This window comes from Steroidobacter sp. (assembly GCF_036406195.1).
Taxonomy (GTDB): Bacteria; Pseudomonadota; Gammaproteobacteria; order Steroidobacterales; family Steroidobacteraceae; genus Steroidobacter.
Genome location: NZ_DASWVW010000056.1, coordinates 1 through 25,988, shown reverse-complemented (window position 1 = coordinate 25,988; position 25,988 = coordinate 1). Strand labels below are relative to the sequence as shown.

Sequence of the window (25,988 nt, the reverse complement as noted above, 5' to 3'; positions counted from 1 at the left end):
GGTGTCCCGCCCGCCCCAGCTCAGAATTTCTGGCCGAACTTCACCCCGATCGTTCGCGGTCGATTGGTCACGATGTAGGGCTTGGTGCACATCTCCTCGCGACATTGCGCGAAACGCGTCAGGTCCGCGCGCTTGTCGAACGCATTGTTGATGAACAGCTCTGCGCTCCACGAACCGTTGCCGGTCCCCACCGAGAAGTCCGCAAGACCATAGGGACGGTTCTTGCCAACGATGCCTTCGTCGAACTCCACCAGTGCCGAGCGCGACTCGGCCTGATAGACAAACGACGCTTGCGCGAACGCGTCGAGCGCGCCGACCTGGAAGCGGTAACGCCCGGTGAGATTGACCTTGTAGTCGGGCACCTGCGGCAGCTTCGTGCCGTCGTCCGCACCACGCAGAATGTCCGGCCCGCCATAGGGATCCGGCCCGTAGCATTCATCGAATGGCAGTGGCTGGCCGTTCTCGACCAGCTCACAGAACTCGCCGCGCAATTTCGCGTCGAGCACCGACAGGCCGCCAGAGATCAACAAGCTGTCCGTGGCGGCCCATTCGACGTCCGCCTCCACGCCCTTGATGCGCGCGCCGCCGGCGTTGGTGATGTTGGTCAGGCCGTTCTCGCCGGTGAACGAAAACTGGAAGTCGTCCCAGTCGAGCAGGAACACCGCGCCGTTGAACCGCAGGCTGTTGTCGAACCAGGTGGTCTTCCAGCCGATCTCGTAGTTCTTCAGAAAATCGGCGTCGTAGGGCGGAAACGTGCCGCGACGGTTCACGCCGCCGGGCCGGAAGCCCTTGGAGAAGGTGGCGTAGACCATGCGGCTGTCATCGAACTTGTAAGTCACATTGACCTTGGGCGTGACACCGTCCTCGTCCACTTCCCGGCCGAGGTTCTTGCAAGGCGCGGTGCTGATGGCCGTGTAAGGCACGAAACTGGAACGATCGCCAGGCTCGTCGCCCGCCTGACGGCTGCACAGCGCCTGGCCGCTGTTGCCGCTGGTACTGTAACCGTCGCCATAGCCGAAGAAACCCTCCAGCGAGTTCTTGGCCTTGAACCAGCGTGCGCCGCCGGTCAGCGTCACATGATCGTTCACGTCGAAGCTGAGCTCGCCGAACACCGCATAGTCGCGATCCACGCGCTCCTGCTCGGTCAGCCAGATCGAGTCGGGCCAGCCGCTCACCTCGTACTCCGCCGTCAGCTCGTCGACCTTGTAGTTCTGTTCGATCTGGTGCTGTTGCCGCTGGAAGAACAAACCGCCGACGAAACGCAGGCGCCGATCCGAGGGCGTGGACAATCGGAGCTCGTGACTGTGGCGCTTGTAGCGATCCTTGCCCTGGATGTACTGCGTCGGGTCGATGAGATCGCCCGCATCGTTGTACAGCACGTAGTCGTACGACAGGTCATAGAACAACGAGTAGTCCGAGTAGTCCTGCTCGGTGTCGACATCGCGTTTGAGGTGAGAGCCTGCGTACACCACGTCGAGGTTGGCGATCTTGCCTTCGACGGTGAGCGACGCCTGGGTCCAGCGATCGTCGGAACGCTCGGGCCGGTAGCGAGCCACCTTCAGATCGCCAATGCTCGGATCGAACGCGAACGCGCCGTTTGCTTCCTGGCGTTGATGCATGAGCGTGGGCGAAATCGTCCAGCTGTCGTTCAAGTCCACGCGCAAGGCGGCGCGAGCACCGTAGGTATCGACGCTGTTGTAGTCTTCCTCGGCGCGGTCGGCGTTGTTGATGGTAATTCCCGCGGCCGGGTATTCCCGGTCCCGCGCCACGTTACTGATGAAGCCGGCGTCGCGCCTGCTGTAGCCGACCAGTCGAATCGCCGTTCGATCGCTGAGCGGCAGATTGGCGAAGCCCTCCGCGACATAGCCCGCCTCGCCATCGAGCATGTTGCCTTCGATGTCGTAACCGGCGGCGAACTTCCCCGGATCGGGCTTGTTGGTGATGATTCGAATCGTGCCGGCCTGGGAGCTCGCGCCATACAAGGTTCCCTGCGGTCCCGCGAGCGCTTCCACTCGTGCGATGTCGTAGATGTGCACATCGAGCGCGCCCTGGATGGTCGTGATCGGTTGCTCATCGAGATAGATGCCCACGGTAGGCAGCGGACCCGAATGGTTACCGTTGTCGCCGCTGCTGACGCCGCGGAAGAACACCCGTGCGAAGCCCGGTCCCAACGATGTATAGGAAAGGCTCGGCAGGAATTTGGCGTAATCCTCGAAGTCCGACACGTGCAATTCCTGGAGCTTGGCCATGCCCAGCGCAGTGATACTGACCGGCACTTCCTGCAGATTCTCCTGACGCTTCTGCGCCGTGACGATGATGCTCTCGAGCACCGCCTCGTTGCTGGTTTGCGCCACCGCCTGCGACAGCGTCACCGACAGCGCCGCGGCCAATGGAATCGAGACCGAGCCTCGCCCCCGCCGCAGTCGCGCCTTGTGAGCTTTCGCGTGAGCATTCGTGTGAACTCTTGTCATCTTGCTCTCCCCATGTTGCAGCCGCCATCCACGCGGCCTGGCTGAATTGCTATTTCACGACTGACGATCTCGACATGAAGACATCCGGAACGGTGGGATAGGCATCGAGCACCGGACCGAGCGCACGTTTCAGCGGCTCGAGCCACGGCTCATAGTGCTGCCAATGATCGACCCCATCGCGATAGATGGGCCGTCGCACCTGCTCCGAGCTCGCCGTGCGCACTGCCCGATCGTTCTCGTAGAAGCGCAGGCATCGCTCATCGAACGGCAGTCCGCAGTAATCGAGCAATCGACGCACTTGCCCTTCGGTGTCATCGACCATGGATTCATAAATCACTCGATGCACGCGGCCCGGCAGAACCGCATCGAAATGCGCCATCAGCTCGACATAGTCGCGGTAGTAACGCCCGATATCTTCGAGTCCATAGGTGAAGTGCTGGCCTCGCGCGAAATGTTGCTTGAAGCCCGAGAGACAGCAGCCCATCGGATGACGTCGCGCATCGATGATTCTGGCGCGCGGCAGAATGAGATGAATCAGGCCGATGTGCGCAAAGTTGTTCGGCATCTTGTCGATGAAGAACGGCGCAGCGCTCTTGCGCTGGATACGCGTATTGGCGATGTACTGCTCGCCTAGCGCGCGCAGCTCGTCTGGAGACAGCTGCGCCAGGATCTCTGGATATTTCGAATCTGCACCGCGCGCACGGCCGCCGCCCAGCGAGCGGGCCATGTCGATGATGTCAGGCAGCTCCATCGTGCCCTCGACCAGCGGATGAGTCGACAGGATCTGTTCCAGCAAGGTCGAGCCCGCTCGCGGCAAGCCCACGATGAAAATTGGATCGGGCGCCGGCGAGCCAACATTGTCGCGCGCGGCGAAGAATTCTCGCGTCAGCAGTTGTTTCGAGCGGCGCACCTGATCGGAGTTGTCGTCGGCATCGTAGTGAATCATGGCCCGGCGCAGCGCATTGCCTTGCTCATAATGCTCGAACGACTTCGCGTAGTCGCGTGCGTCCTCGAACGCTTTGCCCAGCGAGAAATGAAAGTGGAACCGATCCTCCTGGCTCAGCTCGTCGCGCCGCAGCTGTGCTTGCATGGCCCCGACATCCTGCTCGCTGAAGCGGAATGTTTTCAGATTTGCGAGGCTCCAATAGGCCTCGCCGAGCTGCGGGGACAACTCGATGGCACGTCGATACGTGTCCACGCATGCGCCCTGCTGGCCCGCAGTCTTCAACGCGTGACCGTAACTCATCCACACCTTGGCGCTGCGCGGATAATCCTTCACGACCTCGGCGTAGATTTGCAGCGCCCGATCGTACTCTCCCACTCGCGCGAGTACGGCCGCTTGCAGATTGCGATAACCGGGATTGCGTGGATCGGCGGCGAGCAATCGTTCCAGCTGTTCCAGGGCCTTCGCCAGCTTGTTCTGTCGATGCAGCACATACGCGTAGTTGTGGCGCGCGCCCTGGAAGCTCGGCGCCAGCTCCAGGCAACGTTCCAATAACACTTCCGCGTCGGGGTAACGGCCAAGCCGCGCGGCCACTTCCGCAAACATGCGAATCGCAGCAACGTCTGTCGGATGCTGTTTGAGGTGCTCACGGAGCAACGCTTCCGCGATGGGAATCCGGTTCTCGGTCAGTGCAACGCCCGCATCGAGCAAGCGCGGATCACGGGTCGAGTATCGAATGTGCTGTGCGTACGCATGGTCCGCACCTTCGACATCGCCTGCAGCGTTGAGATGATCGGCAAGCGTGCGCCACGCATCCGGAAAATCAGGCTTGATTGCCACGGCGCGGCGCAAAGCCACTACGGCTTCATCGCCCTGCCGATGGGCACCCAATGCCAATCCGAGCTCGAAGTGGGCAGCGGCCCATTGGGGATGCTGCCTGGCCAGCGCGGTTAGAACCTGTATCGCCTCGACGGTGGCCCCGGAGCTACGGCGCGCCACTCCCAGAAGCAGTTGCGCCATGGGATGCCCGGGCACGGCCTTGAGAATTTCCGACGCCTGCTCTGCAGCCGCGGCAGGGTCCTGCTGCAGCAGGCGTCTGGCATGCGCCAAGGCGACTTCCAGTGTTCCGACCGGTTCCGGTGTTGCGCTCATTCGTCAGCTGACCAGTGACATCGCGAAGGTCCGGTATGTCGACGCACCCATATCGACGTGGGGGCCGATCATAACGCCGCTAGCGCGGGTACAGGCAATTGCTGCTTGCATACAGTTTCGCACAGCAAGTTGGATGCCATGCGACCGAACCAGGAAGCAGCAGCACGAGGCGGCGCGATCTGCTAGATTTTCGCGCTTCGTTTCTTCGGGGTACCAAGAGAAATGCAGCACGCTCCTGCGCGCGGCGCCTATCGCCGCCAGGTATGGATTCCTTTGCTGGGCGTCGTGTTGAGCGCCTGCGCGGCCGCTCCAAAATCGGACGCACCAGCAACTGATGCAACCGAATCTGCACCAGCAGCGGCGCCGGCGCCGTATACATCGACGTACCAGCCGCCTGCATCGAGCCCCATATTGATTCGTGGCGCCACCGTTCTCACTGGCACCGGCGCACGCATCGACGGCGGCCATGTCCTCATCGTCGACGGCAAGATCGCGGCGGTCGGCGCCCAATTGCTCGCGCCGGCCGATGCGAAAGTGATCGAGGCGAACGGGCGCTGGGTGACGCCAGGCCTGATCGACGTGCACTCGCATCTCGGCGTGTACCCGAGCCCGAGTGTCGACGCACACAGCGACGGCAATGAAATGGTCGACCCGGTGACCGCGCAGGCCTGGGCCGAACATGCCGTATGGCCGCAGGATCCCGGTTTCCAGGCCGCACTCGAGGGCGGCATCACCGCCATGCAGATCCTGCCAGGCTCGGGCAATCTCATCGGCGGCCGCGGCGTGACGATCAAGAACGTGCATGCCACCACCTATCAGGCCATGAAATTCCCGGGCGCGCCGCAGGGCTTGAAGATGGCGTGCGGCGAGAATCCGAAGGGCTTCTATGGCGGCAAGGGCCAGGCACCGATGACGCGCATGGGCAATGTTGCCGGCTATCGCCAGGCCTTTGCCGACGCGCAGGCGTATCGCGAGGAGTGGGACAAATATCGCCGCGAGCTCGCCGAATTCGAGAAGAAACAAAGCGGCCCGGGCAAAAAGCAGGACGAGGACGCCAAGCCACCCTCGCCGCCCAAGCGCGACCTGAAGTCCGAAACGCTGGTCGGCGCCATGAACGGCGAGATCCTGGTGCACATTCACTGCTATCGCGCCGATGAAATGGCCACGATGATCGACGTCGCCAGGGAGTTCGGCTTCAAGATCGCCGCCTTCCATCATGCGGTGGAGGCTTACAAGATCGCCGACCTGCTGGCACTCAACGGCATCTGCGGCGCCGAGTGGGCCGACTGGTGGGGCTTCAAGCTGGAGGCGTTCGACGGCGTGATGGAGAACCTGGCGCTCACCGACCTGCCCCAGAACAGCTGCGCGATCGTGCACTCCGATTCGGCCGAAGGTATACAACGGCTCAACCAGGAAGCGGCTAAAGCCATGGTCCGCGGTGTGCGCATGGGCCTGGATATTCCACGCGAGCGCGCCATTCAGTGGCTCACGCTCAATGCCGCCAAGGCGCTCGGCATCGACAAGGTCACTGGCACGCTCGAAACGGGCAAGATGGGCGACGTGGTGATCTGGAATGGCGATCCGTTCAGCGTGTACGCGCTCGCCGAGCAGGTGTTCATCGACGGCGCGCTGGTCTACGACCGCGCCAATCCGGCGGTGAACCCGCCATCCGACTTCCTGCTCGGCCAGTACGAGACCTCGGTTCGCGGGAGCGCGCAATAATGAAAGCCCCGATGAAAGCTCTGTTCGCCTCTTTGCTGGTCGTCTGCGCCGGCAGTGCTCTCGCTCAGGATGTGCTGATCCGCGGCGCGACGGTCCATACCGCCACGTCGAAAGGCACGCTCACCAACACTGACGTGTTGATCCGCGACGGCAGGATTCACTCCGTCGGCACCGGGCTTTCCGCCAGCGGCGGGACGACCATCGACGCCAGGGGCCGCGCACTGACACCGGGCATGTTCGCCGGCTTGACCACCATTGGGGTGGAGGAAGTCACCCAGGAAGAGAGCACCAATGACGCCGCGCTGGGCCTCGGCGCGCCGGCGTATGAGATGCAATGGCGCCCGGAGTTCGATGTGTCGACGGCCTATAACGCCCGCTCGGTGCTCGTGCCGGTCACGCGCGTCGAAGGAATGACCTGGACCGTGCTGACGCCAGGCACTGCCGAGTCCGGCAACTTCCTCGCGGGACAAGGTGCCGCCGTGACGCTCGACGGCCGCCAGGATGCGGTGCTCGACGGCAGCCGCTCGTTGTTCATCAATCTCGGCGGCCAGATGAACTCACATTCGGGAGGCAGCCGCGCCGCGCAATGGATGCTGCTCGAACAAGCTGCGTACGAAACACGCAATCGCTTCACTGGCGACAAGGCACTGATGCATCCGTTGGGACGCGAGGCCTTCGCTCGCTACATGGCCGGCGGGCGCGTGATCTTCAACGTCGATCGCGCGGGCGATATCGTGAAGACGATCGCCATCGCCAAGCAGTACGGCATGAAGCCCGTGATTGCAGGCGGCGCCGAAGCGTGGATGGTTGCGGATGAATTGGCCGAAGCAAAAGTGCCGGTCATCATCGACGCGCTCGCCAACCTGCCGAATACGTTCGATCAAATCGGCTCGCGCCTCGACAACGCCGCGCTCCTGCACAAGGCCGGCGTGAAGATCACGTTCACTCAGTTCAGCGATAGTCACAACGCTCGCAAAGTGCGCCAGACCGCCGGCAACGCCGTCGCCCACGGCATGCCCAAGGAAGCCGCGATTACCGCCCTGACCGCCGACGCCGCCGACATTTTCGGTCTCGGCGCCACCCGCGGCCGCATTGCCGCCGGCCAGAGCGCCGACCTGGTGCTGTGGAGCGGCGATCCCCTCGACGTCACCAGCCTCGCCGACAACGTCTGGATCGCCGGCCGCCCCGTCGAAATGCGCTCACGCCAATTCGAGCTCCGCGACCGCTACCTGCAGCGACTGAAGCAATCGACTACAAACTAGTTCCAGAGCGATCAGGACCCCGGGCAAGCAGCTCAAAGTCATTTGGACTCCAGTCAAATGTCTGGTAGCATCGTGCCACTTGGCAGAGGATGGGCGCGGTCATGACCGAATCGGGACAGCGAGTCGCCGAAGTGCTGGGCGGCAGCAAGATCCTGGGACAGCGCCCCCACAACACGGACGACTGGATGTCCCTGATCGAGACCGGTCTGCCCGCCGCGGCCGCCGAGGCTCTCAAGGAGGTCGTCGGTCTGGACGACCCCAGCCTGGCCACGACCCTGGGCGTGAGTATTCGCACCCTGGCTCGTGCCCGCGCCGCTCAAGGCCGGCTCGATTCAGTGGTCAGCGATCGCCTCTATCGACTGGCTCGCCTGGTGGCCATCGCACGAGTCGTCCTGGAGCACGACGACAAGGCCGTACACTGGCTCACGCATCCGCAGCCGGGTCTTGGCGGCCGGCGGCCCATCGATCTCGCCAAGAGCGAGCCCGGTGCGCGCGAAATCGAAAACCTGCTGCTGCGTATCGAGCACGGCGTCTATTCGTGAGCGAGCACGCGTTCAGGCTCATCAAAGCCAAACACGCGGACAGTGCCTTCTCGGGCGAGGGCGCGCGCCTGGTGGGTGGCCGATGGAATCTGCCGGGAACGCCCCTCATCTACACCAGCGAAACTTTGTCGCTTGCCGCGCTGGAAACATTCGTACACCTGCAGCCGGTGGATAAACGCATCCATTACGTCTGGTTCCGCGTAACGATTCCTGCAGGCGTCGCTATCGACAGGCAAGCATCGCTGCCGGCTTCATGGCGAGACTCGCCACCCAGCGAAGCCACTCAGGCAATCGGCACGGCGTGGGCCAAGGAAATGAGCAGCGTCATCCTGCAAGTGCCTTCAACTCTGGTCCCAGGCGAATACAACCTGCTGCTGAATCCTCGGCATCCGCAATTCAAGCGGCTGAAAATAGCCAAGCCCGAACCGTTCGATTTCGACGGGCGGCTATGGAAAGACGGCGGCGCAAAGAAGCGCCCGCGGACCCGCAAGTGAGTCGACAAAAAGGGCGCCCGAAGGCGCCCTTTTCTTCAACCAACGAGCTGCGACTGCGCGATCAGGCAACCTGCACAGCGATGAGACGCACGCGCAAGTATTGCTGACGCAGCGACTCTTCGAGCTCACGGACGCGCTGCAGGATCTCGTTGTGCTCGATGTGATCGATGACGGCTTTCTTGGCCGCTTCGACGCGCTTCTGTTGCAGGGCCGCCCAGTGCGCCAGCGTCTCCTTGTAGTGCTGCATCTCGGTCTCCAGCGACTGGCGCAGGGCAGCGAGACGGCTGGTATCCTGGATCTGGCCAAGGTTCTCCTCAACCTTCTGCAGCTGACGCTGCACCAGTGCCTGGCGGATCTGGAACTCGGGCACGCGCTTCAGGGCGCGAGCGAGGCCGAGCCAGGTGCAGGCCCGGATCAGCCACTTGGTCGGATCCCACTGGTACCAGCGGATGCCATTGCGATAGTCCCACTGAAACAGGTGGTGATAGTTGTGATAGCCCTCACCCCACGTGAACAGCGCGAGCACGCCGTTGTCGCGCGCGGTGTTTTCGGTGGTGTACGGGCGGCTGCCCCAGTAGTGGGCCAGCGAGTTGATGAAGAACGTGCAGTGATGGCTCACCACCAGGCGCAGGAAGCCGGCGAGCAGCAGGCTGCCCCAGAGGTTGCCGTGCAGGACGCCGAGCAGCACCGGGATGCCGAAGTTCATGGCCAGAGCCAGCGGCAGGTAGTACTTGTGCTGGAAACGCACGATGGGATTGGCTTCCAGGTCCTTGGCATTGCGGAAGTCGGGCCGGCCGCTTTCGTAATTGCGCAGCATCCAGCCCAGGTGCGAGAACCACAGGCCGCGCTTGGCCGAGTACGGATCCTGATCCACGTCGTCGACGTAGCGGTGGTGGTTGCGATGCGAGGACGACCACACCAGGATGCTGTTTTGAAGCGCCATCGCGCCGAACAGCATGAAGAAAATCTGCAGAGGCTTGGACGCCTCGTAACTGCGATGCGCCCACAGCCGGTGATAGCCAGCGGTGATGGACAGGCCATTCAACGCCCACAGCACGAAGAAGCACGCCCATTCGAAACCGTCGAAACCGAATGTCGCCGCATACCACGGGAACACCGTCACCACCGGGATGGTGGAGAGCAGGAACATGATGATCGCGGGCCAGTTCAGCGGCGCGCGGGTGGACGAGGCATCGGTCATCGGGGCTCCGGGCAGGGTGGTTTGGTAAATCCTAGCAGGGCTGGGTGCGGGTTTTCGAGGTAATAGTGTCTGAGACTGCCCCGGCGTGTACTTCGTGCGAAGTACACGCCAGGTTCAGGGAATGTCCTAGTGGCTAGCGCTCGATAGCGCGCACTAGTTCCCGGGGCACCTTTATCGTTCCGCCAGGGCCGCCACCAGCGCGCCGCGGGCGGTCGCTGTCAGCGGATCGCTGGCCATGCGCACCTCGCCGATCTGGAACGGCCAGGAGCGGCGGCGTAGCGCCTTCTCGAAGCGGTCCCGGAAGCCATTGGGCTTGGAAGTGCCGCCGGCCAGCACGATGGGCATGGGCTGGTCGTTGCGCGGCAGCTTCTGGGTCTTCTTCACTGCCTGGCCAAGCTCCTCGACCAGCGACTCGATCAGCTTGTCATAGTAGATGTGCAGGGCCTTGTCGATCTTGTCGCCGCCCTCGCGGTTCAAGTCGAGCGTCTCTTCCTTGATGGCCTTGACGCGCGTGGCCGGCTCGTTGACCACCGCGCCGACCGCGGAATCGATGTAGTCGCCGCCCTGCCCGAGGCTCATGGTGAGCGAGGGTATCGACAAGTAAGACACCGCCACGTTGCACATGCCACCGCCGCAGGAAATGCCGATGCCGGTGAAGCCTTCCTTCGCCAGCTCGGCCAGCACCACTGCGAGGCCCTCGTTTACGGCCAGCGGCGTGTAGCCACGGCCCTTGAGATAACGCTTGATGGTCTCCTCGTGATAGGTCAGCTCATGCCCCGTCTCGCTGGCCGCGGCCGGCACGGAGAACGCCAGCAACTCGCCCGGATTGCGCGACACCGGCACCAACGTGCTCAGCACGGTCTCGAGCACGTGCGTCGCCTGCGGCTCGCTCGGATTGAGAATGCCCTTGGCCATGGGCCGGCGCACGTTGGCATTGAAAATGTGCGCGAACGTCTCCGAAGCATCGCCATAGACGATGAGCCGGTCGTCCTCGCGATAGAACGGCGTGCGGTTCGCCTTCAGGCTTTGCTCGTGCAGCGCCGAGTACGGCACATCGAAGAACGCATTGAGCTGCGACTCGGTGTGCGGCGATACATTGTCGCCGCGCGCGGAGACCACTTTGCTGGTGCCCACGTCGAGGCCGATGCGAGTGCGAGTGCCGCTCTGGCTCTCGCCAGTGTGGCTGCCGGAGCCCGACGATTCCGAGCCGTGATCGTTGCGATCGTCCATAGCGTTACCCTCTATTGTCTGCTGTCTGTGGAGCGGGAGCCTCGAGGGAGCGCTCCGGTCCGCCTGGAGTGGGGAGTGCCGCGCGCCAGCGGCGATAGACCGCCTGGCGTTCGCGTCGTAGATCATCGAGAGAGATCGAGCGCTCGCGCGCTTCGGTGGCGAGCTGCTTCTCGGCCGCGACCAGTCCGGGCCAGCGCTCGCCCACCGTGCGCAGGAACTCGCTGTCATAGTTGAAGCCGAACAGCGCCACGCTCGGCAACGCCTGTCCGTACAGGTCCGGCAAGCCGAACGCTTCGAACGGAAAGCCGCGCGCCCAATCCAGGTGATAGCCGATCAACCCGCGCTTCGGCGCAACGCTCGCCAGGCCATGGGTCACGCACATCTCCGGCGCGATCGAGAAACGCTGGCGCAGATAATTCGTGAGATTGCGGCCGGCGATCAATTGCGCGCGCGTGATGGGCAATGTGCGCCCACCTTCCCAACGCGATTCGAACGAGATGCCGAGGAAAGCCGAATTCAGATCCAGATAAACCTCGTCGCCTCGCGCCCACACGCCATGGCCAGCGTGGTTCGCCCGGCTATCGTCGTCGACGATGCGATACACGCGGCCGAAGCGATCGATCATGTAGTTGTAGGCTTGCTCGCGCTTCACGAAGCGCAGCAGCGCTTCGGAGCCTTTGCGCACTTCCTTTTCGTAGTCGGGCTCGAGCGGCCACAGGTCGCTCTCCGACGTATGAAAAAGAATGCCGATGGGACGTGAATGCCGCGCAGGCAACAACTGGCCGTCGCGAGAATGCACGCGATAGTCGCGCGGCGTACCCTTGACCATGTACTTCGTCTCGATCCGCAAACCGTTGCTGTACAACTCCCAGTCCGGGCCACGATCAGCGAGCCACAACATGCTTGGCACGATACCCAAGTCTTCCGCCGCCAGTGGCTCGGCCACCAGCGGCCGATTCACAGGCGCCGGCGACTCGGGTTCGGGGTTAAGCATTGGCTGCACAGCCAACGGCGCAGTCGTGGACGTAACCGCAGTGGCATTGGCCTCGGTCGAAGAACCCATCGTCGCTGCCATGGGTTCGGGCTCGGCGCTGCTCCACTTGTTGACTTGCCAAGCGATCACCGCCACGAGAACCGGCACAAACAACATCGCAGCCGCAGCTGTGCCTACAACCACGCGACGCGCGGTCTTCCGTGCGGCCAGAGTACGACTCGCGACGGCAGCGTCATCCGACACGGCATCGAGTGCCCGCAACCCTTTCAATCGATACCACGCGCGGCGCGCAGGCGGGATGGGTACGAGTTGCACGAGTGCGCTCTTGTCGCCCTCTTCGCTCAAGGCACTTTGTAAGTAGCGCAGCTTGACGATCGGATCGTCGATGTCATCCGTGATGCGAGTGAGCTCGTCGCCGCACTCACGGGCCACAGGCGGACGCTCGCGCCGATAGCGCTCCGTAGGCGAGCCTTGCGCTTCCGCGGTCATCAACCCGCCGTCCGTCCAGCGAAAACAAAGGGATGCACGTTATGCCTGCGAACTTCCTGCGTTTCAATCAGGGATTACAGTCGCATTATGTCCGCCGAACTAGTACCTGGTTCACGTTCCGCCAATTCCCTGACGCAAGTCCGCTGCTGTGAGCACTCCTGAAATAGCTGTGCGTGAACCGTCGGACGTATATCGATAAGCGCGCGGCTTCTCGCCCATCCACGCGGGATCGATTGCGTAACGCAGCGCCTCTTCCGAGGCGGCGGAGAACGCATAAGCCTCTGAACGGATGCCAAGCTCGGTCAGCCGCTGTCGAATGGCGGATGCTTCACTGAGCGGATCCGTAGCGATGGTGACCACCTTGAGCGCAGGTTGCTGCTTCTGAACCGCTGCGATGTTGGCCATGGACTTCATGCAATAGCCGCATTCCAGGTCCCACAACACCACCCAGAATTCCGAACCCGCATGTCGCTGCTCGATCATGCGCAGCGTGCTCTGGCTGAACGGCTCGAGAGTCCGCTCGGTTTTGGTGGCGCCGAGATCGGCCACGGCAACGCCGTCGGCAGTGCGCCAGACGATCAGCATTGCGTTATCGTTGCTCAGCACTCGCGGCTGATCGGAGCTGCCTTGGGTTTGCAGCGTCGGTCCCGGGCCGAAATTGCGGCCACCATCTTCGGACAGCCACGACTCGACGCGAGTCGCGGTGCCATCGAAGCGTTTCCAGGCAACAGCGACAATGTTTCCTCGCACCGCGATGTCCGCATGCGCAGCACCTGCAGGCAGAGCTCGCACCGCTTCGGGCGCGCTACCCGTCAAGCGTCCGTAGAACACGCGGCCTTCGCCATTGATCTGATTGAACCAGACTGCGTGGCGCATCCCGTCCGCGGTAACGGCGAGTGACGGGCCGTGATGTGGACAAGCGTCGATCCGCCAACGATCAGTGGTCACGCGCTCGACGACAATGCCCTTGCCTTCGGGCTGCAATATTGCGAACGCGTGATCTCGCTCGTTGGTCGGGAACACATGACGCCACATCGCGACCGCGCGGCCTTTCGCATCCAGTGTCAGCGCGATTCGGCAACACTCGCAACTATGATCGGCAAGCTTGTAATCGCCGCGCCAGGCTGCGCCTCTGTCGTCCGAGTACGCGTAGTAGATGGCCGCACCGGCGTACTCCTGCTCCACTGCCTGTGCCTTGCCGAGATCACGCTTGTCGATCCACACGACCCAGACACGCCCCGCGCCATCAACCAACATCGACTCGAAGCGATGCGTGATGAGTTGGCGATCACGATGAACCACCGCGGGCGCGGTCCAGGATTTGCCGCCATCCAGCGAGCGAGCGAAACGAATATCGCCGGTAAATTTCTCGGAGGTCGGCGAGGTCCACGACACGTAGATTTCATCGCGCGGCCCGAATGCAATCTTCGGTCGGTTCTCGCCGTCCGCCGAGACCGGCTCGGGTTTGGCGGTAACTCGAATAGCCGGCTGCCAGGTCGCGCCTTTGTCATCCGAGCGCTGCAGAATCACATGGGCATTCTCGTCGGCTGGCTCGATGCGCACGATCCACAAACGCTCTTGACGATCGAATGCCGCGCTCGAGCCAAGAGCGGCGCGACCCTGTGAGCCGGCCGCCAACACCGGCTGCGCCAATGACGCAAGCGCCAGGCAAAGACACATCGGCAGCGCTCTCCAGAGCGATCCACGTGAGTTATCGTGAGATGTCATGGGGTACCCTCGAACGACCAGCGCGCCTCAATGAACATGGTGCGACCTGCATAGGGATGATGTTGATACGCGCGCTCGTCGGTGAGATTGTCCACACCCAGCGCAAACTCGATGTTGCGTTCCATGGTGTACGCCACACGCGCATCCAACATGGTGAACCTCGACACACCGCCGTACGTATCGGGATGGATGTCGTCGTTCTCGAGCCGGCCGAACATGCGGCCCGAGTAGCGAATGCCCAGGCTGGTCAACCACCGATCCGTCGGGCGCCACACCGTTTGCAGATTGCCGCGCCACTTGGGAACGCGCGGCCAGACCTTGCCAACCGAAACGGGGAAGTTGTCGTTCTCCAGAATCTTCGCGCGCGCATACGCAAGACTGCCTTCGAAGGACACCGATTCGACCGTAGGCAACGCAATGCTGAAGGCCGTCTCGATCCCTCGCGTGCGGACGCGGTCGACGTTCTGCACGGTGTTCACATTCCGCGAGAGGTCGATCTGGCCGAAGATGCTGTTACCCACATCGTCCTGGAACAAGGACACGCGCAGCTTGCCCCAATCGAGCGATCGTTCCACGCTGAAGTCGACCGAATCGGCTCGCTCCGCCCGGAGGTTCGGATCGTTGACGAAAATCCTGCCGGCGGTGACGGTACCTTGAAACAACTCGGGCACGGTGGGAAAGCGCACGCCGCGGCCTGCGCTCAACCGGATTGTCCAATCGCCGTCAGGCACATATGCAAGCGACGCTTTGGGTGAGACGGCACTGTCGTGGCGCTCGGCATACGGCTCTCTCTGGTTGCCGAAGAGTTGCCCGCCATCGAATGCCGACCACTCTTCGTAGCGCGCTCCCAACGTCAGCGACCAGCGGTCTGCAAGCTGCCATACGTCCTGCAGATACCATGCTTGCAGACGGGTCTTGCCAAACACCTCTTGCGTGAGATCGCCACTGCGCATGTCGTAGACGGGATTCGACAACTGGTACTCGTTGCGATGGAAGCCCACCGCCAGCGTGTGCCGGCCGCCCATCCAGTCATCGGCAACCGGCAAATAGACACCCTGCACTTCGAACGTCCGCCAGCCCGTGCCGTCGCGCTCCGTGTTGGTGGGACCGGGCGCACCCACCGGGGCCGATGGGGAACGATAGCCTTCGATGGTCGAGTCCTCGACGATGTCGTAACGCGAGTACACCAACGAGGCGTTCCAACCATCCGCTCGTGTCGTGCGTAACGTCGTACCCCATTGCCGGTGTTCTTCCTTTCGAGTGCTCGGCAGGAACGCGCTCGCAGGAACGTTGAACGCGATGCCATCGGCAATCACGCGGCCGGACCACACTTCATTGCCGGCCGCATCGCGCATGAATGTGCGATTCTCGTTTTCCGTGTCGTTGCGCCACAGAGCCACGAAGCCCTCGATTTCCATCCAGTCGCTCAATGCGTAACCGCCGCGCAGCTTCACTTGATCCTGAATGGTGTGATCGATCCCCCCGGCGTTGGCTCCGAACACGGCACGACGACGGCCTTGGGGATCGGTGTCGAAGCGCACGTTCGTCACCGGTGTAGCAGCGTCGGTGACCACCGGAAACTGTCCGGCCGCGTTCGCGGACACGCTGTAGTACTGCATGGGATGGCCAGTCGCATCCTGGCGATTGGCGGCCAGCGTGAACCACGCATCATTGTCGAAGCGGTCGCCGAGATAGGCCGACACCTGATAGCCGGTGTAGTCGTCGTCCAGACCGTATTCGTCGAAATGCTCGCTGAACCCCGTCGTGCGCACGCTCATGGTGAAAGCATCGGGGCGCCGTGTGCGGATCGCCACCGTCGTGCCGATGGAATTACCCGGGTACGTCGCCGAGTACGGCCCATATAGAACGTCTACGCGCTCGATCTCTTCGGGCGCAATCATGTTCCAGCGGGGCGCGTCGAAGCGGCCGAGGAAATTCGACAGCAAATAGCCATCCATGAACACCAGGCCGCGGGCGGGCTGCAGCGTCGAGAAGCTGCGGCCGCCGATCAGGGCATTGCGGTCGCCGATGTAGCGCTTGCGGATAGTGACATTCGGAACATAGTTGAGTGCGTCCTCGGGATTGAACAGGTTCTGCGTCCGCAACTCGAGCGCCGTTTTCGAAGCGGTCGTGTTGGGTACTTCCACGGCACCGTGCTCCCGTCGGGCGGTGACCGTGATCGCATCAATCAATTTGTCCGTCGCGACGCCTTGCGCGCGCACGCAGACAGGCGCGCCGGCAGTCAGTGCTACCGCCGTCGCAAGAAAAGCTCGGGTGTCCATCAAATCGACTCCAGACCATCGCTGCCGCATGATTTGCGGCGCTCAGGGCGCGAAGCGGCCAGGAGCGAGCAGCAATGCCCGCGATCCTGCCGGTTGGGGCGCCCTCACTCAGCTGTCGATATCAGGCGAGGCTGGGCGGACCGCGAGCGCGGTCGGTACGAACCGGTCCGACTTGGAATGTCGCAGCGGAGAGGAATTCGAAACGTTCGTCACGCAGGTCGGTGACGACGTTGGCGAAATGCGCAATCGAGAATGGAGTCGCCGAGGCGACCAGCGAGAACGGACAGGGAGCGCTGTCCTGGACTGCATGCGAAGACGATTGCTCGGCGGCATCTTCACCGCCCTGCATCGCCGCGTGATGCGCGTGATGGTCCGCATGCTCGGACTGCGCGAACGCAACCGTCCCAAGTCGTTGAACGACACCCGCCGGGCAGAACATCAACTGCAGCCGGCCAGCTTCCACCGACAGCATGAAGCCCGTAGGGATCAGGGCCCGCGCCAGCAGCAGCGGGAGGATCCAGAGGCTCAGCAGTTTTAGAAAGTGGCGGCGCATGGCGGGTGGTCGATTACGAGAGGCAGTATACGCTGCCGCGCGCGTTACCGGATATTGCCAAAGTGCCGCATGCCCCCCCGCCTTTGGTGAGGCCTTACCCCGATCCGGTACACGGGACTTCCAATATTACAACTCAGCTGACGCGGCTTTCGCTCGCGGCGGGCAGCGGCTGCCCGTTGGCGTCGGCGGGCTGCAACTCGCCCTCCCACTTGGACACCACCGCGGTCGCGATGCTGTTGCCGATCACATTGGTGGCCGAGCGGCCCATGTCGAGGAAGTGATCGACTGCCAGCAGCAGGAGCATGCCGGCCTCGGGAATATTGAACTGCGGCAGCGTCGCCGCGATCACGACCAGCGATGCTCTCGGCACGCCGGCGATGCCCTTGGAGGTAAGCATCAGGATGGCGAGCATGACGATCTGCTGCGCGAAGGTCAGCTCGATACCGTACACCTGCGCGATGAACATCACCGCGAAGGTGCAATACATCATCGAGCCATCGAGATTGAACGAGTAGCCGACCGGCAGCACGAAGCTCGCGACGCGATTGCTGCAGCCGAAACGCTCCAGCTCTTCCAGAGTCTTGGGATAGGCCGCCTCGGAGCTGGCTGTGGAGAATGCCAGGATCACCGGCTCGCGTACGCGCCGGATCAGTTGCACCACGCGAGGACCGATGACCAGTCCGCCCATGATCATCAGCACGATCCACAGCACCAGCAGCGCAAAATAGAACTCGCCGACGAACACGCCATAGACGCGAATGATGCCCAAGCCTTCTTTGGCGACCGTATTGGCGAGCGCGCCGAATACCGCGAGCGGTGCGAACAACATCACATAGCCGGTCACTTTCAGCATGATGTGCGCGACCACGTCGATCACGTCGATGAGGATCTTGTTGCGTTCCCCCAGCGCCGCCATGGCGGTACCGAAGAACAACGAGAACACTACGATCTGCAGGATCTCATTGCGCGCCATGGCATCGATGATGCTGGTCGGCACGGTGTGCGAGATGAACGTGCTCAACGAGAGTGCGCCGGCCTCCACGCCCGAAGCCGCGTCCGCCTCTGGGATGGGCAATTGCATGACCTTGCCGGGCTCGAACAGCTGTACCAGGATCAGGCCCAGCGTCAGCGAGATCAGCGATGCGCCGATGAACCACGCCAGCGCCTTGCCACCGACGCGGCCGACGGTGGCGATGTCCCCCATCTTGGCGATGCCGACCACCAGCGTGGAGAACACCAGGGGCGCAATGATCATCTTGATCAGACGCAGGAACACCGTGGGTAGCAGCGACGCGACCTCGGCGAAGCCGGCGCTGGACTCCGGAAACCAGGCGTTCGCGACATAGCCGCTGCCGATGCCGAGCACCAGGCCGATCATGATCCAGGTCGTGAGGCGTTTGAACATGCAGCGTCCTCTACACGGCCACCAGCAACAGGATTCCCAGGGCGATGCGATACCAGGCGAACACCGTAAAGCGGTGCGTCTGGATGTAATGCAACAGCCACTTCACGGCGATGAACGCCACCACCGCCGACACCACGAAGCCCAGCGCCAGCTCGCCGAAGTTCTCGTCCGCGAGCGAGCCTGCTTCAACCATCTTCAGCGTCTCGTAGGCAGTGGCTGCGAACATGGTCGGAATGCCGACCAGGAACGCGAACTCGGCGGCCGCCGGGCGCGAGGTCATGCCTGCGAGCATGGCCGCGAATATGGTTGCCGCCGAGCGTGATGTGCCGGGAAAGACCGCGGCCAGGATCTGAGCCGCGCCCACCCACGTGGCCACACCCCAAGTCAATGTGTCGCGCACCGGCAGACGATCGGCGTAGGCCTCGACCGCGAAAATCACGAAGCCACCGACGATCAGAGCCCATGCGATGGGCGCCACTGTTTCCGGCAGCTCGAGGCCGAGCTCCTTGGCGGCGAGACCGCCCGCCACCGTGATGGCAAATGCCCAGCTCAGCTTGTACAGATAATCGCGATTATCCGGCTGGGCGAAATTGACGCTGAGGTTCCACAGCCGCCGCCAGTAGATGACCACCACGGCCAGGATGGCGCCCGCCTGAATGGCCACCGTGAACAGGTCCGAGCGCCGGCCCAGCCAGTGCTGGGCGATGAGCAGATGGCCGGTGCTGGAAATGGGCAGGAATTCGGTGATGCCTTCGATGATCCCGAGCAGGATGACCTGTAAAAAATTGTCCACTCGCCCCCATCACCTTCTCAAGGCACATCCGCCAATGATACTGACGCGGCGTGGCCGGCGACAGGGTTTGGGCTCTTTACTCCGAACGGCGGCGCGAACCAGCGACCAGCGGCCACAGGCCCGCGGCCAGCAGCAGGAAACTCACGATCACCACCGGCCAGTTGCCGACCTTTGCATACGGTGTCAAGCCGGCGCGCGGCAGTACGTCAGCGGTGAGCACGCCGGGCTTGAAGCGAGGCAAGGTCTTCTCGATATCTCCGTTCGCGCCGATGATGGCGGAGATGCCGTCGTTCGCGGCACGCAGCAACTGCCTGCCCGCTTCCAGTGCACGCATTCGACTGATCTGCAGATGCTGGTGCGCGGCGGTGGAATCGCCGAACCAGGCATCGTTGGTCACATTCACGAGCAGCGTCGCCGTCCTCAGCACTTCCAGTTGCTCCGATGCGTAAGCGTCTTCGTAACAGATGGTCATTGCCAGCTTCTGTCCCGCCGCGTCCAGCGCATCCTGATTGTCCACTCCGGCCTTGAAGCCGCTGTACGGCAGGTCCATGCCTCGCAGCCACTCGGTGGCCCATTTCGGCAACGGGAAATATTCGCTGAACGGCACCAGGCGCCGCTTGGCGTACCACTGCGGCTCCTGGTCCAGCGCCAGCACCGCGTTGAAATACACCTGCTCTTCGAAATCGTAACGAACCTGGCCGAGCACCAGCGCCGAGCCGGCGGTGTGCGCGGCAGTCCATTGCGCGCTCAACACATCGGTCAACTCGTGCGACAAACCCGGGAGCGCCGCCTCCGGCCAGATGATGAGCTGTGTGCCCAGATGCTCGCGAGTCAGGCCGCTATACAGCGCGATCGTTCTATCGCGTTGCTCCGGTGCCCATTTCATCGTCTGCGGCACGGCGCCCTGCACGATGGCGACACTGACCGGCTTGCCATTGGGTCGGGTCCATTCCTTGTCATGCAACGCGAGGCCCACGAGCCACACGACCGCGATGATGCTAGCGGCAGCGATTCGTATGTTCCGAGTACCGAGCACGAGTGCAGTCACCGCGCCGGCACACAGGGTCACCGCGAGACTGACGGTGTAGATGCCGCCAACGGGTGCCAGGCCCGCCAGCCACGTATCGATTTGGGTGTAACCCAGCGCCAGCCACGGGAAGCCACTGAGAAACCAGCCACGAAACCACTCGAGGATCACGATGGCCGCCGGCAGCACCAGCAGCCAGCGAATCCAACCCTGCGCTGGAATCCAACGTTTCAGGGCATAGCCCACGATAGCCATATACGCCGCCATGATGGCGACCAGCGCCAGCATCACGAACAGCGTCAGCCAGACCGGTGCGTTTCCAATCGTATGGATGCTGTGATAGAGCCAATAAGTACCGGCGAGATAGGTGCCTGCCGTGAACGCAAAGCCGCGCTTGGCCGCTTCTCCCGGCGTGGCGTCCTGCCACGCAAGAAACAAAAAAACGAAGCACGCGATCGCCAACGGCCACAGGTTGAACGGCGCAAAGCCCAGCGACACCAGCGCGCCGACCGGCAGAGACAAATGCGTGTAGTACTTGAATGCACGCACTCTCGAAGCGTAATCCGTGTACGGCAGGGTCGCCAATTGTTCGCTGGAGATGTTGTTCACCTGGCAGTTGGCGGCTGGCGGTTAGCGGTTGGTGGCTAGTTTCTTTCACTAACCCCCAACCGCTAACCGCCAACCGCTTGGGACTACTCGTCCTGCGGCTCGATATCGCGCGGCGTGATCACACGCAGCAGATCGAGCCGGCGGCGATCGGCGCGCAGCACCTTGAATTCGAGCCCGCCCATCGAAAAAGATTCACCGCGCCGGGGCAGCCGGCCCAGGCTGCTGATGGCCAGCCCACCGATGGTGTCGAACTCCTCGTCGCTGAAATCGGTGCCGAAATAGTCGTTGAATTCATCGATGCGCGTCTGCGCCTTGACCGTGAACTGGCGCTCGCCCTCCTTGCGGATGTCCAGGTCGTCATCGGTGTCGTACTCATCGCCGATGTCGCCGACGATCTGCTCCAGCACGTCTTCGATGGTGACCAGCCCGGACACGCCGCCGTACTCATCGACCACGATGGCCATGTGATGATGGCTGATGCGGAATTCCTTGAGCAGCACGTTGAGTCGCTTGCTCTCGGGAATGAACACCGCCGGACGCAGGCATTCCTTGATGTCGAAGCTGCCGCTCGAACCCTCGCTGAAGTAACGCAACAGGTCCTTGGCCAGCAGCACGCCGACGATCTGGTCGCGATCCTCGCCGATCACGGGATAGCGCGAATGGCCCGACTCCACCACCAGCGGCAGGATGGTCTCCGGCGGATCGTCGCGATTGACGATGATCATCTGCGAGCGCGGCACCATGATGTCCCGCACCTGCAGCTCGACCACGCGCAGCACGCCTTCGAACATTGCGTGCGCATCGGAATCGATGATGCCTCTTTCGCGCGCGTGGGCCAGCACCTCGTTGAGGTCTTCCAAGTCGCGTGGCTCGCCGGTGAGCGAGCCGGTGATTCGTCGCAGCCAACCACCAGCGTGATGACTGTGCTCTTCAGGCATACGGGTTGTCATATCCAAGTTGCGCCAGAATCAGTACTTCACGAGCTTCCATCACGCTGGCGTCACGTTCGGTTTCGTGATCGAAGCCCAGGAGGTGCAGCACGCCGTGGACCACCATGTGGGCCCAATGCGCCTGCACCGGCTTGCTCTGCTCTCTGGCCTCGCGCGCCACTACCGGCGCGCAGATCGCCAGGTCACCGAGCTCGGAAAATTCGTTGCTGGGGAATCGCGCCGGCACGCCGTTGTTTCTAGGCGCAAGCGTTGCGGCGGGAAACGACAGGACGTTGGTCGGCTTGTCCTTGTGGCGCCAGGTGCGATTGAGACGGCGGCTCTCGGCGGCGCCAACGATACGAATGGTGAGCGCAAGCTCGCCATCACCGCGCGGCGGATAGTGGGCGCAGGCTGCCTGCGCCCACCGGTTCAGACTCCGGGCATGCGGTACGCCGCGACGCGAACTTGCCATTTGCACGGTCACGGCCAGTCTCAAGCTCCGCTGCCTCCAGGCCGGTCGGGGGCTGCCGCCTGTTTCTGTTCGTACGCCTGCACGATCCGCTGCACCAGCGGATGGCGGACCACGTCACGCGATGTGAAGTAGCTGAAAGCCACACCATCCACGCCCGGCAATACGTTCATCACGTGCTTCAGGCCGGACATCTGCTGCTTCGGCAGGTCGGTCTGCGTGATGTCGCCGGTCACCACCGCCTTGGAGCCGAAGCCCATGCGCGTCAGAAACATTTTCATCTGCTCGACCGAAGTGTTCTGAGCTTCGTCGAGAATGATGAAGGAGTCATTGAGGGAACGGCCCCGCATGAACGCCAGCGGCGCGATCTCGATCACCTGCCGCTCGATGGCGCGCGCCACGCGATCGAAGCCCATCATGTCGTAGAGCGCGTCGTACATCGGGCGCAGATACGGATCGACTTTCTGGCCGATGTCGCCGGGCAGGAAGCCCAGGCGCTCGCCGGCCTCCACCGCCGGACGCACCAGCACGATGCGACGAACGCGATCCGTCTGCAGCGCCTCGACCGCGCACGCCACGGCAAGATAGGTCTTGCCGGTGCCCGCCGGGCCGATGCCGAACGTCAGGTCGTTGGTGTGGATGTTGTGCAGATATTGTCGCTGATTCGGCCCCCGCCCTCGAATGCCGCCGCGCTGCGTGTGGATCGTCCACTCGTCCGACGGACGGGGCGCGACCAAGACTGGCGTCGTTGTTTCTTCCATCCCTGCCTCCTGCACTGCCAAGTGCACACGATCCGGTGTGATTGATTCTTTGGACGACAGCTCGAACAAACGTCGCAGCACCCGCTCGGCTGCGTTGGCCGCGGCGGGCTTGCCGGACACTTCCAGCCGGCCGCCACGGCGATGCACCTGCACGTTCAACCGCTGCTCGACGTGACGCAGGTTCTCGTCCATGGGACCGACGAAATTGGCGAGCCGGGAATTGTCCACTGGCTCGAACGCGAGCTCACGCGTTGCTATGGATGCGTTCAATGCTGTGCCACGCGCCAACTCATTGGGCAACCGCGGCAAGCTGCGCCGCGGCCGCGATGGAAGAGGTTTCGCCCGCGCCCACCAGCCGGCCACGCAGCGAATTCGGCATGGCCTCGGTGATCAGCACGTCGGCGAATTGATTGATCAGCGAGTGCGGGCCATCGAAGTTGACCCAGCGCATGTTCTCGGTCTTGCCCGCCAGCTGCCGCGCGTCCTTCTTTGCGGGCCGCTCGACGAGCACACGTTGCACCGTGCCGATCATGCCGCGGCTGATGGCCATTGCCTGCTGATTGATGCGTGACTGCAAGCGCTCCAGGCGCTGATGCTTCTCTTGCTGAGAGACATCATCGGGAAGCGACGCGGCCGGCGTGCCGGGACGACGGCTGTAGATGAAACTGAAAGACTGATCGAAGCCTACGTCGGCGATCAGGTTCATGGTGGCTTCGAAATCGCGCTCGGTCTCGCCGGGGAAACCGACGATGAAGTCCGAAGAGATGCTGATGTCCGGGCGCACGGCGCGCAGCTTGCGGATCTTTTGTTTGTATTCAAGCGAGGTGTAGCCGCGCTTCATTGCGGCCAGGATGCGATCGGAACCGGCCTGCACCGGCAGATGCAAATAGTTCGCGAGCTGCGGCACGTCGCGATAAGCCTCGATCAATGAATCCTTGAACTCGACCGGATGCGAGGTGGTGAAGCGGATGCGCTCGATGCCAGGCACGTCCGCCACGCAATAAATCAATGTGCCCAGATCGCAGGGGGTTCCATCGTCCATGGGGCCGTTGTACGCATTGACGTTCTGGCCCAGCAGATTGATTTCCTTGACGCCCTGGTCGGCCAGTTGACGAATCTCCTGCATCACCGACTCGAACGGCCGACTGACTTCCTCGCCGCGCGTGTAGGGCACGACACAGAAGGTGCAGTACTTGCTGCACCCTTCCATGATGGACACGAACGCCGTGGCGCCCTCGGCGCGAGGGGCAGGCAGGTTGTCGAACTTCTCGATCTCGGGAAAGCTCACGTCGACCACCGAGCGGCCGGCCGACTGGATCTCGCGAATCATCTCCGGCAGGCGGTGCAGGGTCTGCGGGCCGAACACCAGGTCGACATAAGGCGCCCGCTTGGTGATGCCCTCGCCTTCCTGGCTGGCAACACAGCCGCCCACGCCGATCAACAAGTCGGGGTTCGCTTTCTTCAACTGCTTCCAGCCGCCGAGCTGCGAGAACACCTTCTCCTGCGCCTTCTCGCGTACCGAGCAGGTGTTGAGCAGCAGCAGGTCGGCCTGCTCTGGGTCATCGGTGACTTCGTACCCTCCGGTCTCGCGGAGCACGTCCACCATCCGGGCGGAGTCGTACTCATTCATCTGGCAGCCGAAAGTGCGGATAAAAACGCGAGGCATTGGGTTCGGACGGGCGGACGATCGCAGGCAATTGGGAGGATGGCCAAGGATAAGGTCGCCGCCCCGCCTTTTCCACCGGCGCCGCGGATTTAGGGCCGTCGGCGACAATTTGAGCGGCCAGGCGCGGAAATGGGGCAATCTTTTGTCAATTCAAGGTCCTAGGTGGTTTGGGTGTGGTTGGCCGGACCCTCCCCCCTAGCCCCTCCCGCGTCCGGGAGGGGGCACGGCTTTTTTATTTTTCCCAGAAGGACAGCTCCTCTCGAACTCTGATCGTCCTGGAAAAACAAGAGTTCTGGCCCCTCCCGGGCACGGGAGGAGATTTAGGGAATAGGTCTGGACACCCGCATGCGAGGAGTTGAGCGGGCGCGCCAGCTCGCGCCACGATCCAGGGCACCGGTAGGGACACGACCGCCCGACCGTTCCGCCTCTTCCTGAAAAAATCGAGATTTTGGTTCCCCCTCCCGGAAACGGGAGGGGTTAGGGGGTGGGCAACACCGTTTCAGAACGGTTATAGATACCAAAAACCGTAAACAGCCCCACGATGTGAGTGAATAACAGGGTTTTCCTGCATTTGCGCTCTGACAGCGCCGGCATGATCGTCAATAGCACGGCGAAACCCGCAATCGTTGTTGACAGCCCGTTGGAGCAGCTGTTCGAGCATCTGGATCGAGCGCGACCAGGCGCGTGGCAGCGCGAGTTCGTCCCACGCCCGCGACCCGCGCCGCAACCGCATCGCCGACAAAGCAGGGACCTGCCGTTGCGCCCGCGTCATCGCCGTCATCGCGATGGCATACGCCAGTTCCAAGTCATGCTACTGCGCAAGGGGCCGCCCAGATCAGCCTCCTTGCAGTTGCGAAGGAAACTCGCGATGGTGGAGGCGCTGCGCCCCGTCGCCTTGTGCATTCGTTGGCAGCGCGCCCGGCGAAGTGCGATTTGCACGAGCAGCCGTTGACACCAAAGAGGTGAGTGACCTCAGGGAGCTTTGTTGTGAGTCAACAATCTGACCATGTTCGCTCCTCCTCTTCGGAACATCCACACCGGTGCACCGATCATTGCTACGCCGAGCACGACAATAAGGCTATGTCCGTCATGAAAGCCCACGCGTGCAGAATGGAAACTTTAATTCGTAAGCGGTTAGTTAACCACATTCTTCCCAGCTGACCGTTCGCGCGAGAAGCTGTCGCTCATCCAAAGCGGAGGTGATGAGATGACAGCGACGATGACGGACAAGCAGCGCCAAGCCGTGGCGGCCATGGAAGCGTCTCG

General features: G+C 62.7%; 19 protein-coding genes and 1 pseudogene. 4 read left to right on the top strand and 16 right to left on the bottom strand.

Going from position 1 to position 25,988, the window contains the following annotated elements; all coding sequences use genetic code 11:
* Positions 1-20 precede the first annotated feature (20 nt).
* Entirely contained in the window at positions 21-2,471 is a 2,451-nt protein-coding gene (locus tag VGE08_RS21705; protein ID WP_331070018.1) for a TonB-dependent receptor, read from the bottom strand.
* Between the two features lie 49 nt (positions 2,472-2,520).
* Positions 2,521-4,566: a tetratricopeptide repeat-containing sulfotransferase family protein gene (locus tag VGE08_RS21700; RefSeq protein WP_331070017.1), complete on the bottom strand. Its 2,046-nt coding sequence runs from the start codon at positions 4,564-4,566 to the stop codon at positions 2,521-2,523.
* Positions 4,567-4,788: 222 nt separating this feature from the next.
* Here VGE08_RS21700 and VGE08_RS21695 point away from each other — a divergent pair.
* The 4 genes and pseudogenes from VGE08_RS21695 to VGE08_RS21680 all read left to right on the top strand — a co-directional run.
* A pseudogene (locus tag VGE08_RS21695) lies at positions 4,789-6,255 on the top strand (amidohydrolase); the annotation flags it as partial.
* Positions 6,256-6,299: 44 nt separating this feature from the next.
* Positions 6,300-7,550 (top strand): amidohydrolase family protein, encoded by a 1,251-nt coding sequence (locus VGE08_RS21690; protein WP_331070015.1) that lies wholly within the window; start codon positions 6,300-6,302, stop codon positions 7,548-7,550.
* Between the two features lie 101 nt (positions 7,551-7,651).
* The gene (gene parS, locus VGE08_RS21685) at positions 7,652-8,092 is read left to right on the top strand and encodes a type II toxin-antitoxin system Xre/ParS family antitoxin (RefSeq protein WP_331070014.1); all 441 of its coding nucleotides are present in this window, start codon (positions 7,652-7,654) and stop codon (positions 8,090-8,092) included.
* Positions 8,089-8,586, top strand: coding sequence for an RES family NAD+ phosphorylase (locus VGE08_RS21680; protein ID WP_331070013.1), 498 nt, complete (start codon positions 8,089-8,091; stop codon positions 8,584-8,586). The genes parS and VGE08_RS21680 overlap by 4 nt, the downstream gene beginning before the upstream one ends.
* 61 nt (positions 8,587-8,647) lie before the next feature.
* Here VGE08_RS21680 and VGE08_RS21675 read toward each other — a convergent pair whose 3' ends face one another.
* The 14 genes from VGE08_RS21675 to VGE08_RS21610 all read right to left on the bottom strand — a co-directional run bounded on the left by VGE08_RS21675 (position 8,648) and on the right by VGE08_RS21610 (position 25,527).
* Positions 8,648-9,787: a fatty acid desaturase gene (locus VGE08_RS21675; protein WP_331070012.1), complete on the bottom strand. Its 1,140-nt coding sequence runs from the start codon at positions 9,785-9,787 to the stop codon at positions 8,648-8,650.
* Positions 9,788-9,958: 171 nt separating this feature from the next.
* Positions 9,959-11,017, bottom strand: a complete 1,059-nt coding sequence (locus tag VGE08_RS21670) for a cell division protein FtsA (RefSeq protein WP_331070011.1) — start codon at positions 11,015-11,017, stop codon at positions 9,959-9,961.
* 4 nt (positions 11,018-11,021) lie between these two features.
* Positions 11,022-12,500: a peptidoglycan recognition family protein gene (locus VGE08_RS21665; RefSeq protein ID WP_331070010.1), complete on the bottom strand. Its 1,479-nt coding sequence runs from the start codon at positions 12,498-12,500 to the stop codon at positions 11,022-11,024.
* A 111-nt stretch (positions 12,501-12,611) separates the two neighbouring features.
* On the bottom strand, positions 12,612-14,228 hold the full coding sequence (locus tag VGE08_RS21660; RefSeq protein ID WP_331070009.1) for a sialidase family protein: 1,617 nt from the start codon (positions 14,226-14,228) through the stop codon (positions 12,612-12,614).
* Positions 14,225-16,510 (bottom strand): TonB-dependent receptor, encoded by a 2,286-nt coding sequence (locus VGE08_RS21655; protein WP_331070008.1) that lies wholly within the window; start codon positions 16,508-16,510, stop codon positions 14,225-14,227. Before VGE08_RS21655 ends, VGE08_RS21660 begins: the two co-directional genes overlap by 4 nt.
* A gap of 121 nt (positions 16,511-16,631) precedes the next feature.
* The gene (locus VGE08_RS21650) at positions 16,632-17,063 is read right to left on the bottom strand and encodes a hypothetical protein (RefSeq protein ID WP_331070007.1); all 432 of its coding nucleotides are present in this window, start codon (positions 17,061-17,063) and stop codon (positions 16,632-16,634) included.
* A gap of 133 nt (positions 17,064-17,196) precedes the next feature.
* Positions 17,197-18,468 (bottom strand): dicarboxylate/amino acid:cation symporter, encoded by a 1,272-nt coding sequence (locus VGE08_RS21645; RefSeq protein WP_331070006.1) that lies wholly within the window; start codon positions 18,466-18,468, stop codon positions 17,197-17,199.
* A gap of 10 nt (positions 18,469-18,478) precedes the next feature.
* On the bottom strand, positions 18,479-19,261 hold the full coding sequence (locus VGE08_RS21640) for an undecaprenyl-diphosphate phosphatase (protein ID WP_331070005.1): 783 nt from the start codon (positions 19,259-19,261) through the stop codon (positions 18,479-18,481).
* Positions 19,262-19,337: 76 nt separating this feature from the next.
* The gene (gene lnt / locus VGE08_RS21635) at positions 19,338-20,897 is read right to left on the bottom strand and encodes an apolipoprotein N-acyltransferase (RefSeq protein ID WP_331070004.1); all 1,560 of its coding nucleotides are present in this window, start codon (positions 20,895-20,897) and stop codon (positions 19,338-19,340) included.
* Positions 20,898-20,980: 83 nt separating this feature from the next.
* Positions 20,981-21,835, bottom strand: coding sequence for an HlyC/CorC family transporter (locus VGE08_RS21630; protein ID WP_331070003.1), 855 nt, complete (start codon positions 21,833-21,835; stop codon positions 20,981-20,983).
* Complete coding sequence (gene ybeY / locus VGE08_RS21625) at positions 21,828-22,298, bottom strand: rRNA maturation RNase YbeY (protein ID WP_331070121.1); 471 nt, start codon at positions 22,296-22,298, stop codon at positions 21,828-21,830. The genes VGE08_RS21630 and ybeY overlap by 8 nt, the downstream gene beginning before the upstream one ends.
* Before the next feature lie 20 nt (positions 22,299-22,318).
* On the bottom strand, positions 22,319-23,326 hold the full coding sequence (locus tag VGE08_RS21620; protein ID WP_331070002.1) for a PhoH family protein: 1,008 nt from the start codon (positions 23,324-23,326) through the stop codon (positions 22,319-22,321).
* A gap of 19 nt (positions 23,327-23,345) precedes the next feature.
* Positions 23,346-24,722 carry a tRNA (N6-isopentenyl adenosine(37)-C2)-methylthiotransferase MiaB gene (miaB, locus tag VGE08_RS21615; RefSeq protein WP_331070001.1) on the bottom strand — a complete coding sequence of 459 codons (1,377 nt, stop codon included), beginning with the start codon at positions 24,720-24,722 and terminating at the stop codon, positions 23,346-23,348.
* A 508-nt stretch (positions 24,723-25,230) separates the two neighbouring features.
* Complete coding sequence (locus VGE08_RS21610; protein WP_331070000.1) at positions 25,231-25,527, bottom strand: hypothetical protein; 297 nt, start codon at positions 25,525-25,527, stop codon at positions 25,231-25,233.
* Positions 25,528-25,988: the final 461 nt, after the last annotated feature.